Below are 13,141 nucleotides of genomic sequence, written 5' to 3' on the forward strand. Positions count from 1 at the left end.
CCCTAGATCAGCTTGACCGCAACGACGAAGCCGAGCACCAGCACGGCGGCGCCGAGCGCCACCCAGAGACCGAGATGCTTCTCGATCCTGACGCGGATCCAGTCGCCATAGCGGTTGAGCAGGATCGCGACGATGAAGAAACGGCCGCCGCGCGCGACGATCGAGCACAGGATGAACAGGCCGATATTGTAACCGGCAAAGCCCGAGGTGATGGTGACGAGCTTGTAGGGGATCGGCGTCAGGCCCTTGAGCAGGATGATCACCGCGCCCCACTCCGCATAGGAGGCGCGGAAGGCATCGACCTTATCGCCGAGGCCATAGACCTGGATCAGCCAATGGCCGACCGAGTCAAACAGCAGCGCACCGATGGCGTAGCCCAGAAGACCGCCCACCACCGAGGTCGCGGTGCAGACCGCGGCATAGAGCCAGGCGCGCTGCGGGCGCGCCAGCGACATCGGGATCAGCATCACATCCGGCGGGACCGGAAAGAAGGAGCTTTCTGCGAAAGCCACGGCTCCCATGATCCAGAGCGCGTAGGGCTTGTGGGCGGCGTCGATGCACCAGTCGTAGATACGTTTCAGCATGGCGCCGCGATGAAGCACCATGGGACGGATTTGTCCATCGCGAGTTTTGTGACGATTTGGCGTGATCTGGAACAGTGTGTCGCGGTTTTCCGAAAGATCGCGCCCAAACAACAACCTAAAGCGCGATGACGCTTGGCGCCGGTTTCACCGCGCCTTTAGTGGCGCTTGCGCGAGACGCGCCCTTCCAGCGCGACAATTGGCCGCCTGGCGGCAACGCGCGGTGACGCGACTTTGGGCAGCTTCATCGGCGACTTCGGCAGCTTCTCGGCAATGCCGAGCATGTCTTCCCGCCGCGCCATCTCGCGCCAAACATCCTCCGGGCGCACGCCGGCCGAGGCCCAGAGCACCGTGAGATTGTAGAGCAGGTCGGCGCTTTCCCGGATCACGGCCTCGCTATCGCCATTGACCGCGTCGATGACGACCTCAATGGCTTCTTCGGCCAGTTTCTTCGCCATTTTGGATGGCCCACGCTGAAACAGCCGGGCGGTACGCGATGTTGCCGGATCAAGATCCTTGGCCGCGAGCACAGCCAGATATAGCCGCTCAAGCGAATCACTCATGGTACTCAAAACTACCCTAAACCAATGGCGAGCGCGTTAACGCGCAGGGTTAAAAGCGAAAAACAGGCCGCCGCGGCAAGCGCGACGGCCCGTTGTGGTCAAGACTTGGTAGCCAGGGACTTGGTAGCCAAGGACTTGGTAGCCAAGGCTAGTAGCAGTTCTGCATGTAGCCCTGGCCACAGAGCTCCGACGGAGCCGTGCCGCCATAGCGCTGATATTGGTAGTTCGGGCCCGGGCCGTAGTAGGGACCGTAGGCGGGGCCACTGTAATAGGCAGGGCCGCCGTAATAGCCATAACCCGGACCCGGACCGTAATCATAAGCGTAGGCGTCACGGGTCGCAGCGATCGCAAGGCCGGTGCCGACGATGCCGGCGATGGCCGCAGCAGCCGCTACGCCGCCACCACCGCCATGCCAGTGGCGGCCGCCTGCGTATGAGGCGGTCGGGGCGACCGCGGTCAGCGCCAGCACCGCGGCGGTGGCAAAGACGGCCTTGCGGCCGGCAAATCTCGAAAATCGGTCAAACATGTCCTGGACCCTCCTTGGGACCTCGAATGGTGCCTGACGACAGGCTCATGTCCTTCAAACACCCGCAGCCCATGTTGGGTTCCCGAACCCCAACAGAAGCTGAACGGGGTTGCGTCATGATCACGCAACCCCCGCTCATCCGCCGTTCATGTTGGCGCGCGCAGGCTCGTCACTGGCCGGCGCTGCGAGCGTCACGAAACCACAACAATGCGGGACCGGCGCGCCTGATGTTTGCATTCAAGACGATCGCCCTTCGCGGCCTGCTGGCCATTGCAATCTCGCTTGCCGCGCTGGCTGCGCGCGACGTCAGCGCGGCCGAGACTGCTGCGCCGTCCACTGCGATCCACTTCACATTCGATCGTCCCGTCGATGCGAGCATGGCGCCGTTCTTCCTCGCCGCGAAGGACGGCAATTTCGGCACCGAGCGTCTCAACGTGTCCTTCAAGAGCTCAGCCGGATCGCCGGAGGCGCTCGCGCGCGTCGCCAAGGGCGACAGCGAGCTCGCGCTCGTCGACATCAACGAGCTGATCCGCTTTCGCGACAAGGACGATGCCGCGCCGATCAAAGCCGTGTTCGTGTTGTTCAATCGCGCGCCTTACGCGATCGTCGCGCGCAGGAGCCGCGGCATTCACTTGCTACCCGACCTCGACGGCAAGACCGTCGGCGTCGCCGACGGCGATCTGTCGATGCGGCTGTGGCCGGCGCTGGCGCAGCAGAACGGCATCAACGCGTCGCAAGTGAAATTCCACAAGATCAGCGCCGCGGTCCGCGAGCCGCTCCTCTCCGCGGGCCAGGTCGATGCCGTCGCCGGCTTCAGCTATCTCTCGGCGGTGAACCTGCGCGACCGCGGCGTGCCCGGTGGCGATCTCGTGGTACTCCGCTATGCCGACTATGGCTGCGAGGCCTACGGCTTCGCCGTGGTGGCCAACCCCGCTTTCGCCGCCGCGAAGCCCGACGCCGTGAAGGGATTCGTCCGCGCATTGATCGCCGGCGTCAACGCGACCATCAAAGAGCCGGCCCGTGCGGCGGACGAAGCCACGAGCCGGATCGACGACGGCGACCGCGACCTCGAGCGGGAACGCCTTCGCAGCGTGCTCATCGACAACATCCTGACCGACGAGGTCAAGCGCAACGGCCTCGGCGGCATCGACCCGGCGCGCCTGGACCGCTCGATCGACCAGATCGCGCAGGATTTCAAATTCCGCAAACGGCCGGCGGCCGGCGATATCTTCGACGACCGGTTCCTGCCGCCGGTCGCGGGACGGCTGATCAACTGAGCAAAACCAGCAGCTTCCGCTGTATCTCGCGGGCGATCCCTGATTAGAATATGGGCTCACCTCGTTCGATCCGCCTGAGTTCCTCGCCCGCATGTCCATTTTCAGCCTCTACACCCGCGTTCTCGAGCTGCTCGGCAAGGAGGCGCGGCTGGGCTGGCTGCTGGCGTTCGCCAATCTGCTGCTCGCCGCCTCGCAGTTCGCGGAACCCGTGCTGTTCGGCCGGATCGTCGACGTGCTCTCCGGCAAGGCGGTCGCCGGATCAAACTCGGCTTGGCCGTTCCTGCTGGCCTGGGTGGCGTTCGGGCTGTTCACCATCGGCTGCAGCGCGATCGTGGCGCTGCAGGCCGACCGGCTCTCGCACCGCCAGCGCCAGGCGGTGCTGACCGACTATTTCGAGCACATTTTGCAACTGCCGCTGACCTTCCACTCAGGCACCCATTCGGGCCGGCTGATGAAGGTGATGCTCAACGGCACCGATGCGCTGTGGCGATTGTGGCTCGGCTTCTTTCGCGAGCACTTTGCCGCGATCCTGTCGGTCGTGGTGCTGCTGCCGCTGTCGCTCTACCTGAACTGGCGGCTCGCGATCCTGCTGTTCGTGCTCTGCATCGTCTTCACCGTGCTGACCACCTTCGTCGTGCGCAAGACCTTCGGCATGCAGATGGCGGTCGAGGAGCAATATAGCGAGCTCTCCGCGCGCGCCTCCGACGCGCTCGGCAACGTCGCGCTGGTGCAGAGCTTCGTGCGCGTCGAATCCGAGGTGAAGGGACTGCGCTCCGTCGCCGACGAGCTGCTGGCCGCGCAGATGCCGGTGCTGTCGTGGTGGGCGCTCGTCACCGTCATCACGCGCGCCTCCACGACGATCACGGTGCTCGCGATCTTCGCGCTCGGCATCGCGCTACACGACCAGGGGCTCACCTCCGTCGGCGAGATCGTGATGTTCGTGAGCTTCGCGACGCTGCTGATCCAGAAGCTCGAGCAGGTCGTGAGCTTCATCAACAACGTGTTCATGGAAGCCCCGCGGCTGCGCGAGTTCTTCAACGTGCTCGACGCCGTGCCCACGGTGCACGACCGGCCCGACGCGATCGATGCCGGGCGGCTCTCCGGCCTCGTCGAATTCAACGACGTCACCTTCTCCTATGATGGCAAGCGGCCGGCGGTCGAGGACCTCTCCTTCACCGCGCTGCCGGGCCAGACCATCGCGCTGGTCGGCGCGACCGGCGCCGGCAAGTCGACTGCGATCGCGCTTCTGCATCGCGCCTTCGATCCGCAGTCGGGCTTCATCAGGATCGACGGCATGGACGTCCGCGGCGTGACGCTGACCTCGCTGCGCCGGAACATCGGCGTGGTGTTCCAGGAGGCGCTGCTGTTCAACCGCTCGATCGCGGAGAATTTGCACGTCGGCAAGCCGGATGCGACCGAAGCCGAGATGCGCAAGGCAGCGGAGCGCGCGCAGGCGCTCGAATTCATCGAGCGCAGCGGCGGCTTCGAGACCAATGCCGGCGAGCGCGGCCGCATGCTCTCCGGCGGCGAGCGCCAGCGGCTGTCGATCGCCCGCGCGCTGCTGAAGGATCCGCCGATCCTGATCCTGGACGAGGCGACCTCCGCGCTCGACGCCGTCACCGAGGCCAAGGTGAACGCCGCTCTCGACGAAGTGATGAAGGGACGCACCACGTTCGTGATCGCCCACCGTCTCTCCACCATCCGCAATGCCACGCGGATCCTGGTGTTCGAGAACGGCCGCGTGATCGAAAGCGGAACTTTCGATGAACTCGTGGCCAAAGGCGGCCATTTTGCCGAACTCGCCAGGGCCCAATTCATGGTTCAGGAAAATGCACGGGCCAGCGTGACGGCCGCTGAGGCTGCGGCGACTGCGGTCAAGTCCCCATAGCATCGTCGAAATTCGGCCTATTTCATCACGGAATACCCGGCCGAAACCCCTATTCTCGACGCACGAGCCGGTATAGGTTTGCGACGCCGCAAGCGGCGGCGCCGGATTTCAGAACCGAACATCAGATCACGAGAGCCGACCGGAACCGGCGGGTCTCCAAGGACCGGAATCGGATAGTGCACGCCCTTCGCCCGCTGCTTCGCAAGTCCCTGTTCAACCTGTTCGCTGCGGCCCTCGCATCCGCGGTGCTGCTTGCGCCGCGCACGGCCAGCGCCGAAGCACTGCTGCTGATCGAAGCCGACAGCGGCAAGGTGCTGCAGGCCGAGAACGCGACCATCCCGTGGTATCCGGCCTCCGTCACCAAAATCATGACGGCCTACGTGACGCTGAAGGCGGTGAAGGACGGCAGGCTCACGCTCGACACGCTGATCACGGTGTCGCCGACGGCGGCTTCGCAATCGCCGTCGAAGATGGGGTTCCGTCCGGGAACGCAGCTCACCGTCGACAACGCGCTGAAGATGATGATGGTGAAGTCAGCGAACGACATGGCCGTGGTGCTTGCCGAAGGCGTCGGCGGCTCAATCGACGGCTTCTCGGCGATGATGAACGACACCGCGCAGAAGCTCGGCATGACGCAGACGAGCTACGTCAATCCGAACGGCCTGCCCGCCGACGGCCAGATCACGTCCGCGCGCGACCTCGGCATTCTCGCGCGCTCGTTCCTGCGCGACCTGCCGGAATACGAATATTTCGTGCACATCCCGGCAATCCGCTTCGGCAAGCGCGTCACCGGCAATTTCAACAAGCTGATCGGCCGCTACCCCGGGGCCGACGGTTTCAAGACCGGCTTCATCTGCGCCTCCGGCTACAATCTCGTGGCGTCGGCCACGCGCAACGGCCGACGGCTGATCGCCGTCGTGCTCGGCGCCAACTCCGGCACTGCGCGTGCGGTGAAGGCCGCGCAGCTGCTCGAACGCGGCTTCAGCCAGGACAATCTCACCTGGCTCCGCCCCTCGCTCGGCACCGTCGACAAGCTCGTGCCGGTCGACGCTTCGCCGCCGAACCTGCGCGAGGACATGTGCGGCGGTCATCGCAAGCGGCCGGCCAGCGATGATGACGACGCACTGATCGCCGCCAATGGCGGCACGTCCGGATCGGCCTCCGCCACCGGCGGCGAAGCCCAGGTCACCTTCTTCACCGCGGGCCTTCAGCCGCCCCTGATGAAGGCCTCCGAGCTGATGGCCTCCGCCCCCGCTGCGGCCGAGCCCGTGCTGGTCTATACCGGCCCGACCCGCACCGGCAGCGCCCTGATCGCGGCGGTCGCGGCCGATGCCGACCAGCAGGCCACGCCAAAGCCGCGTGGCAAGAAGTCGCGCGTCGCCAGGAAGCCTGATGCGGCCGACAAGCCAGCCGACAAGCCGAAGGATGCCAAGACGGCGGCGGCAAAGCCGGATGCCGCCAAGCCTGACGCCAAAAGCGATACCAAGTCCGCGGCGAAGCCGGCCGGGACCAAGCATGCCGCGGCCAAGCACGGTGCGGCGGCGAAACCCGCCGAGAAGCCTGCGGCAAGCGGCGATCAGGCGGCCAAGCCCGCCAAGCCCAAGGCGGCGACCAAGCCCGCCGCCAAGCCGGCCAACAACAGCTAACGGCACCCACCGCAAGCCGCGCCCGCGCTTCGCACCTGCGGCAGAGCGGCTTGCGACAATTCCAGTAGCCACTCCCTGACCTTTGTCCTAAGCCTCGACCGGCTTGCCACCCGTTCCGGCAGGCTCGATACTGGCCGCAATGAGGCAAGCCCGAGACACAACGGGCTCTGGTAAATTGAGGGGAGTTTTCCATGGAGCGCATCTGGCTCAAGCAATATCCGCCCGGCGTGCCTGCTGATATCGAGCCGACCCAATACGCATCGCTGGTCGACCTTCTGGAGGAGAGCTTCGCCAAGTTCGCCGACCGCAAGGCATTCATTTGCATGGACAAGGCGATCAGCTATCGCGACCTCGACCAGATGTCGTTGGCGCTCGCCTCCTATTTACAGGGCCGTGGCCTGCAACGTGGCGCCCGCGTCGCGATCATGATGCCGAACGTGCTGCAATATCCGGTCGCGACCGCTGCCGTGCTGCGCGCCGGTTTCGCGGTGGTCAACGTCAACCCGCTCTACACGCCGCGCGAGCTCGAGCATCAGCTCAAGGATTCCGGCGCCGAAGCCATCATCGTGCTGGAGAATTTTGCCCACACGGTCGAGCAGGTGATCGCGAAGACGCAAGTCAAGCATGTCATCGTCGGCAGCATGGGCGACCTGCTCGGCTTCAAGGGCGTGATCGTCAACCTCGTCGTCCGCCGCGTCAAGAAGATGGTGCCGGCCTGGTCGCTGCCGGGCGCGGTGTCCTTCAACGACGCGATATCGGCCGGCCGCGGCCTGACGTTCAACAAGCCGAAGCTGTCGCCGGGCGACGTCGCCTTCCTGCAATATACCGGCGGCACCACCGGCGTCTCCAAGGGTGCCACCCTGCTCCACCGCAACATCGTCGCCAACGTGCTGCAGAACGACGCCTGGCTCCAGCCGGCGCTCGCTGCACCTCCGCATGTCGATCAGCTCATGATCGTCTGCGCGCTGCCGCTCTATCACATCTTCGCGCTGACGGCCTGCTACCTGCTCGCGGTGCGTGCCGGCGGCTGCAATCTGCTGATCCCCAATCCGCGCGACATCGCGGGCTTCGTCAAGGAGCTGGCGAAGTACCAGGTCAACAGCTTCCCGGCCGTGAACACGCTCTACAACGGCTTGATGCACCATCCCGACTTCAAGAAGCTCGACTTCTCCAAGCTGAAGATCTCGAACGGCGGCGGCATGGCGGTGCAGCGCCCCGTCGCCGAGCAGTGGAAGGCGGTGACCGGCTGCTTCATCGCCGAAGGCTACGGCCTGTCGGAGACCTCGCCGACGCTGACCTGCAATCCCGCGACCACGACCGAGTTCTCGGGATCGATCGGCATCCCCGTGCCTTCGACCTGGATCTCGATCCGCGACGACGACGGCAACGAAGTCCCGCTCGGCCAGCCCGGCGAGATCTGCGCCAAGGGCCCGCAGGTGATGTCGGGCTACTGGAACAGGCCGGAAGAGACCGACAAGGTGATGACCGCCGACGGCTATTTCCGCACCGGCGACATCGGCGTGATGGACGAGAAGGGCTACACCAAGATCGTCGACCGCAAGAAGGACATGATCCTGGTCTCGGGCTTCAACGTCTATCCGAACGAGATCGAGGAAGTGATCGCGAGCAATCCGGGCGTGCTCGAATGCGCCGTGATCGGCATCCCCGATTCCAAGTCGGGCGAGGCGGTGAAGGCGTTCGTGGTGAAGAAGGATCCCAACCTCACCGCGGAAGCCGTGATCAAGTTCTGCCAGGGCCAGCTCACCGGCTACAAGGTGCCCAAGCACATCGAATTCCGCACCGACCTGCCGAAGACCAATGTCGGCAAGATCCTGCGCCGGCAGCTCCGCGACGAGAAGAAGGCGGAGGCGGCGTAGGCCGCGCCTTGGTTCATGACTCTTGGGTTCATGACTGACGTCGGCGACATCACGCCATCAGGCATTCTCGCCTTCTGGCGCGAGGCCGGCCGCGAGCGCTGGTACAAGCGCAGCGACGCTTTCGACGCGGAGGTCGGGCGTCGCTTTCTTCCGCTATGGAAGCGGGCGACCGCCGGCGAGCTGGCCTCCTGGGAAGAAAGCGACGACGGCGCGCTCGCGCTCGTCATCGCGCTCGACCAGTTTCCCCGCAACATGTTTCGCGGCACGCCGGAAGCCTTTGCCAGCGACGCGCTGGCGCGCGACGTCGCCCGCCGCGCAATCGATCGGGGCGTCGACGGCAGGATCGACCCCATCCTGCTCGAATTCCTCTATTTGCCCTTCATGCATTCCGAGCACCTGCCCGACCAGTTACATTGCGTCGCGCTGTTTCAGAACACCGACAATGCCGAGAACCTGAAATACGCGCGGGAGCACGCCGACATCATCCAGCGGTTCGGCCGTTTTCCCCACCGCAACCGCCTCCTCGACCGCGCCACCACCGAGGAAGAACAGGCCTTCCTCGACGGCGGCGGCTTTGCCGGCTGATGACAGAACGGTGAAGGACCGCGACCCTCGCCGCCAATGTTGTGCAGCGCCGCCGCACGGTCTAAAAAGCGGGATCGATTTTCAGGGAGACTGACGATGGCGATCCAGACTGGCGACAAGCTGCCCGAGGCGAAATTCCGCGTGATGACGGCCGAAGGTCCGCAGGTGAAGACCACCGACGACATCTTCAAGGGCAAGAAAGTGGCGCTGTTCGCGGTGCCCGGCGCCTACACCGGCACCTGCCACAAGATGCATCTGCCGAGCATCTTCCTCAACGCCTATGCCATGAAGGACAAGGGCGTCGACACCATCGCCATCGTCTCCGTCAACGACGCTTTCGTCATGAACGCCTGGAAGCGCGATACCGACCAGCGCGACGAGGCCATCTTCCTCGCCGACGGCAACGCCGACTTCGCCAAGGCGATCGGCATGGAGCTGGACGCCTCCGGCAACGGCCTCGGCATCCGCTCCAAGCGCTATTCGATGCTGGTCGAGGACGGCGTGGTGAAGAAGCTGAACCTCGAAGCGATGCCCGGCAAAGTCGAGGTTTCCGGCGGCGATACGCTGCTGGGGCAGCTGTAAGGCGGCCAACGCTCTCAACCACAAATGACACTGTCATGCCCCGCGAAGGCGGGGCATCCAGTACGCCGAGGCTTCTCGGCTCAATCACAACCGTCTCGGAGTACTGGATCGCCCGGTCAAGCCGGGCGATGACAGCTGAGAATGAGGCGGCAATGACGGTAGAGTGGCCGCGGCCGCGCTCTACTCCGCCACCCGCTGCTGCAACCGCGCCTTCACAATCCCGTCCCGCGCCAGCTGGTCCGCGCGCTCGTTCTCGGGATGCCCGGCGTGACCCTTGACCCAGTGCCAGCGGACCTCGTGCTGCTTCAGCGCCGCATCGAGGCGCTGCCATAGCTCGACATTCTTCACCGGCTTCTTGTCGGCAGTGCGCCAGCCGTTGCGCTTCCAGCCGTGGATCCAGCCGGTGATGCCCTGCCGCACATACTGGCTGTCGGTATAGAGATCGACGCTGCACGGCTTCTTCAGCGCTTCGAGCGCGGAGATCGCGGCCATCAATTCCATCTGGTTGTTGGTGGTGTGGCGCTCGCCACCGTTCAGCTCTTTTTCCTTGTCGCCGAACTTCAGGATCGCGCCCCAGCCGCCCGGCCCGGGATTTCCCGAGCAGGCGCCGTCGGTATAGATCGTGACAATGGGAAGCTCGCTCACGCGACCAGTCCTGACGGCATCAGCCCGTAGTCGCGCACGCTGGAAACGCTCTGGTGGAAGCGCAGCTTGCGAAAATATTCCAGCGGATCCTTGGGCTTGACCAGCGCTCCTGGAGGCACGTTGAGCCAGTCGACCAGCCGCGTCAGCAGGAAGCGGATCGCGGCGCCGCGCGCGAGCAGCGGCAGCGCGGCTTCTTCCGCCTCGGAGAGTTTTCGCACCCGGCCATAGGCATTGAGGAAGGCGCGCGCCTTGGTGACGTTGAACGAATGGTCCGGCTCGAAACACCAGGCATTCAGGCAGATCGCGACGTCATAGGCCAGCATGTCGTTGCAGGCGAAGGTGAAGTCGATGATGCCGGAGAGCTTGTCGCCGAGGAAGAAGACGTTGTCGTTGAAGAGATCGGCGTGGATCACGCCCCCCGGCAGATTGCTCGGCCAGACCCCGCTCGAGAGATAGTCGAGCTCGGCCGCGAGAAACGCATGCAGGCCCGGCTGGACCTCATCGGCGCGGCTTGCCGCCGCGTCGAACAGCGGCCGCCAGCCGGAGACCGACAGCGCATTGCCACGCTTGATCGCAAAATTGGCGCCGGCCAGATGCATCCTGGCCAGCCCCTCGCCGACGCCGGCGCAATGGGCCACATTCGGCTTGCGCGGCCAGACGCCTTCGAGAAAGGTGATGATCGCGGCCGGCCGGCCCGACAGCTCGCGCAGCGCCTCGCCGTCCCCGGCCTTCACCGGCAGCGGGCAGGTGACGCCGTGCTCGGCGAGATGCGTCATCAGCGCGAGGAAGAACGGCAGGTCGTTCTTCGCCACGCGCTTCTCATAGAGCGTGAGGATGAACGAGCCTTTGCTCGTGTGCAGCAGGAAGTTGGTGTTTTCGACGCCCTCGGCGATGCCCTTGTAGGAGAGCAATTCGCCGAGATCGTATGGCTTCAGGAAATCCGCAAGCTCGTCGGCGGCAACGTCGGTGTAGACCGCCATAAAAGTCTACTCGGCGGCGGCTTCGGGACGCACCTGGCGCGGCAACGGGAAGAACTCGTTCTCTTCCGCGGCCGAGACCGTCTCCACATGCAGCGTGTAGCGCTCGGCGAAGGCATCCATGATCTCCTCGACGATCACTTCCGGCGCGGACGCGCCCGCGGTGATGCCGAGGCTCTTGATGTTGCCGAACCTGGTCCAGTCGATGTCGGTGGCGCGCTGCGCCAGCACCGCGATCCCGCAGCCTTCGCGCTCAGCGACCTCACGCAGGCGCTGCGAATTCGACGAGTTCGGCGCACCGACCACGATCAGGGCGTCGACGACCGGCGCCACCTTCTTCACCGCGAGCTGGCGGTTGGTGGTGGCGTAGCAGATGTCTTCCTTGTGCGGGCCGTTGATGTTCGGGAAACGCTCCTTGAGCAGCGCCACGATCTCCGCGGTGTCATCGATCGACAGCGTGGTCTGCGTCACGAAGGCGATGTTGTCGGGGTTCTTCGGGACGATGGTCTTGGCGTCCTCGGCGGTCTCGATCAGGGTTACGGCGCCGACCGGAAGCTGGCCGAGCGTGCCGACCACTTCGGGGTGGTGGGAGTGGCCGATCAGGAAGATCTCGCGGCCGCGCTTGAAGTGGATCGCGGCCTCGCGGTGCACCTTGGTCACCAGCGGGCAGGTCGCATCCAGCGAGAACAGATTGCGGGAGGTGGCGTCGGCCGGCACCGATTTCGGCACGCCATGGGCCGAGAACACAACCGGCGCAGTGGTGTTTTCCGGGATTTCGGCGAGCTCTTCGACGAAGATCGCGCCCTTCTTCTTCAACCCGTCGACGACGTATTTGTTGTGCACAATCTCGTGGCGAACATAGACGGGGGCGCCGTATTTATCGAGCGCCCGTTCCACGGTGTCGATTGCCCGGACCACCCCGGCGCAGAAGCCGCGGGGAGAACAAAGCACGATCTTGAGGTCTGGTTTGGCTGACATTGAGCGATCTCGGGACCGAATCACCCGTTTCGCCTTCTGGCGGGGGCGGTCAATGGATGGAATAGGGCTTAAAGGGGTCTGCTAGGACTTTACAGGCGCTTCCAAGGGAATTGGGCCCCCTTTCGGGCTCTGTCAAGGCACTATCTATAGCAGAACCATTGCGTGGCTAGCCCCTCAGGGCTTATATAGCGCGAATTCCCTGTCATCGCTGATGACCACCGGTTTCGCCTCCAGAGGGGTGGGCGAAGCACAAAGGAGATTTGCCATGAGCAACGCACCTCTGATGCCCAAGGCGACCGCCGTCTGGCTGCTCGACAACACCGCGCTGACCTTCGACCAGGTCGCCGATTTCACCAAGATGCATCCCCTCGAGGTGCGTGCGATCGCCGACGGCGACGCTGCCCAGGGCATCAAGGGCATGGATCCCCTCTCCAACGGCCAGCTGACCCGCGAGGAGATCGAGAAGGGCGAGAAGAACCCGGACTACCGGCTCCGCCTTCAGGAGAGCAAGGTCGTGCTGCCGCCGCAGCCCAAGCGCAAGGGCCCGCGCTACACCCCGGTCTCCCGCCGCCACGAGCGCCCGAGCGCCATCCTCTGGCTGCTGCGCAGCCATCCGGAGCTCAAGGACGCCCAGATCATGCGTCTGGTCGGCACCACCAAGAGCACCATCGCCAGCGTTCGCGACCGTACCCACTGGAACACCTCCCAGCTGACCCCGATCGACCCGGTGACGCTTGGCCTTTGCTCGCAGATCGAGCTCGATTTCGAAGTGGCGCGCGCGGCGAAGGAAAAGCCGATCGACACAGCCTATGGCGGCGCCACCCTGCTGCCGGCTTCCGAAACCACCAAGAAGGACGAGTACGAGCCGGCGGAGCGATCGAACGACGATCTCAACGTCGACGCCGTGTTCGCCAAGCTGAAGACGCTCGGCGGCAAGAAGCAGGACGAGGAGGAGGAGTAAGGCTCCCCTCCCGGTTTACGATCGAACGCAATTTGAACGCGGCAGGGAAACCTGC

The 13,141-nt window shown here is 64.8% G+C and carries 13 protein-coding genes; 7 read left to right on the forward strand and 6 right to left on the reverse strand.

Annotation, left to right across the window (positions count from 1 at the left end; genetic code table 11):
* Nucleotides 1–2: 2 nt before the first annotated feature.
* From ACVJ5M_RS00510 to ACVJ5M_RS00520, 3 genes are all read right to left on the reverse strand, one after another.
* Nucleotides 3–605 (reverse strand): YqaA family protein, encoded by a 603-nt coding sequence (locus ACVJ5M_RS00510; protein ID WP_081369120.1) that lies wholly within the window; start codon nt 603–605, stop codon nt 3–5.
* Nucleotides 606–739: 134 nt separating this feature from the next.
* A complete protein-coding gene (hisE, locus tag ACVJ5M_RS00515) occupies nt 740–1,144 on the reverse strand; it encodes a phosphoribosyl-ATP diphosphatase (RefSeq protein ID WP_028147364.1) in 405 nt (134 codons plus the stop codon).
* 148 nt (nt 1,145–1,292) lie between these two features.
* On the reverse strand, nt 1,293–1,670 hold the full coding sequence (locus ACVJ5M_RS00520) for a hypothetical protein (RefSeq protein WP_063985842.1): 378 nt from the start codon (nt 1,668–1,670) through the stop codon (nt 1,293–1,295).
* A 227-nt stretch (nt 1,671–1,897) separates the two neighbouring features.
* Here ACVJ5M_RS00520 and ACVJ5M_RS00525 point away from each other — a divergent pair, with 227 nt between their 5' ends.
* The 6 genes from ACVJ5M_RS00525 (at nt 1,898) to ACVJ5M_RS00550 (ending at nt 9,525) form a co-directional block, all read left to right on the forward strand.
* Nucleotides 1,898–2,947, forward strand: coding sequence for an ABC transporter substrate-binding protein (locus ACVJ5M_RS00525; protein WP_063985843.1), 1,050 nt, complete (start codon nt 1,898–1,900; stop codon nt 2,945–2,947).
* A 91-nt stretch (nt 2,948–3,038) separates the two neighbouring features.
* Entirely contained in the window at nt 3,039–4,835 is a 1,797-nt protein-coding gene (locus ACVJ5M_RS00530) for a glucan ABC transporter ATP-binding protein/ permease (RefSeq protein ID WP_063985844.1), read from the forward strand.
* Between the two features lie 176 nt (nt 4,836–5,011).
* Complete coding sequence (locus ACVJ5M_RS00535) at nt 5,012–6,481, forward strand: D-alanyl-D-alanine carboxypeptidase family protein (protein ID WP_063985845.1); 1,470 nt, start codon at nt 5,012–5,014, stop codon at nt 6,479–6,481.
* 191 nt (nt 6,482–6,672) lie between these two features.
* Entirely contained in the window at nt 6,673–8,358 is a 1,686-nt protein-coding gene (locus ACVJ5M_RS00540) for a long-chain fatty acid--CoA ligase (RefSeq protein WP_063985846.1), read from the forward strand.
* Nucleotides 8,359–8,388: 30 nt separating this feature from the next.
* Nucleotides 8,389–8,943: a DUF924 family protein gene (locus ACVJ5M_RS00545; protein ID WP_063985847.1), complete on the forward strand. Its 555-nt coding sequence runs from the start codon at nt 8,389–8,391 to the stop codon at nt 8,941–8,943.
* Nucleotides 8,944–9,039: 96 nt separating this feature from the next.
* Nucleotides 9,040–9,525, forward strand: coding sequence for a peroxiredoxin (locus ACVJ5M_RS00550; protein WP_007597501.1), 486 nt, complete (start codon nt 9,040–9,042; stop codon nt 9,523–9,525).
* 180 nt (nt 9,526–9,705) lie between these two features.
* Here ACVJ5M_RS00550 and rnhA read toward each other — a convergent pair whose 3' ends face one another.
* From rnhA to ispH, 3 genes are read right to left on the reverse strand one after another with little or no spacing between them, the layout of a single operon-like run.
* The gene (rnhA, locus tag ACVJ5M_RS00555; protein WP_063985848.1) at nt 9,706–10,170 is read right to left on the reverse strand and encodes a ribonuclease HI; all 465 of its coding nucleotides are present in this window, start codon (nt 10,168–10,170) and stop codon (nt 9,706–9,708) included.
* Nucleotides 10,167–11,150 carry a homoserine kinase gene (locus tag ACVJ5M_RS00560; RefSeq protein ID WP_063985849.1) on the reverse strand — a complete coding sequence of 328 codons (984 nt, stop codon included), beginning with the start codon at nt 11,148–11,150 and terminating at the stop codon, nt 10,167–10,169. Before ACVJ5M_RS00560 ends, rnhA begins: the two co-directional genes overlap by 4 nt.
* 6 nt (nt 11,151–11,156) lie before the next feature.
* Complete coding sequence (gene ispH, locus ACVJ5M_RS00565; protein ID WP_063985850.1) at nt 11,157–12,125, reverse strand: 4-hydroxy-3-methylbut-2-enyl diphosphate reductase; 969 nt, start codon at nt 12,123–12,125, stop codon at nt 11,157–11,159.
* A gap of 265 nt (nt 12,126–12,390) precedes the next feature.
* Between ispH and ACVJ5M_RS00570 the strand changes: the two genes are divergently transcribed.
* Nucleotides 12,391–13,086 carry a DUF1013 domain-containing protein gene (locus ACVJ5M_RS00570; protein ID WP_063985851.1) on the forward strand — a complete coding sequence of 232 codons (696 nt, stop codon included), beginning with the start codon at nt 12,391–12,393 and terminating at the stop codon, nt 13,084–13,086.
* Nucleotides 13,087–13,141: the final 55 nt, after the last annotated feature.

This window comes from Bradyrhizobium sp. S3.7.6, assembly GCF_054061875.1.

Excerpts from the sequence above, each read along its gene's own strand:
- ACVJ5M_RS00510 (WP_081369120.1), bottom strand. The coding sequence starts at position 605 with ATGGTGCTTCATCGCGGCGCCATGCTGAAACGTATCTACGACTGGTGC.
- hisE (WP_028147364.1), bottom strand. The coding sequence starts at position 1,144 with ATGAGTGATTCGCTTGAGCGGCTATATCTGGCTGTGCTCGCGGCCAAG.
- ACVJ5M_RS00520 (WP_063985842.1), bottom strand. The coding sequence starts at position 1,670 with ATGTTTGACCGATTTTCGAGATTTGCCGGCCGCAAGGCCGTCTTTGCC.
- ACVJ5M_RS00525 (WP_063985843.1), top strand. The coding sequence starts at position 1,898 with ATGTTTGCATTCAAGACGATCGCCCTTCGCGGCCTGCTGGCCATTGCA.
- ACVJ5M_RS00530 (WP_063985844.1), top strand. The coding sequence starts at position 3,039 with ATGTCCATTTTCAGCCTCTACACCCGCGTTCTCGAGCTGCTCGGCAAG.
- ACVJ5M_RS00540 (WP_063985846.1), top strand. The coding sequence starts at position 6,673 with ATGGAGCGCATCTGGCTCAAGCAATATCCGCCCGGCGTGCCTGCTGAT.
- ACVJ5M_RS00545 (WP_063985847.1), top strand. The coding sequence starts at position 8,389 with ATGACTGACGTCGGCGACATCACGCCATCAGGCATTCTCGCCTTCTGG.
- ACVJ5M_RS00550 (WP_007597501.1), top strand. The coding sequence starts at position 9,040 with ATGGCGATCCAGACTGGCGACAAGCTGCCCGAGGCGAAATTCCGCGTG.
- ACVJ5M_RS00560 (WP_063985849.1), bottom strand. The coding sequence starts at position 11,150 with ATGGCGGTCTACACCGACGTTGCCGCCGACGAGCTTGCGGATTTCCTG.
- ispH (WP_063985850.1), bottom strand. The coding sequence starts at position 12,125 with ATGTCAGCCAAACCAGACCTCAAGATCGTGCTTTGTTCTCCCCGCGGC.
- ACVJ5M_RS00570 (WP_063985851.1), top strand. The coding sequence starts at position 12,391 with ATGAGCAACGCACCTCTGATGCCCAAGGCGACCGCCGTCTGGCTGCTC.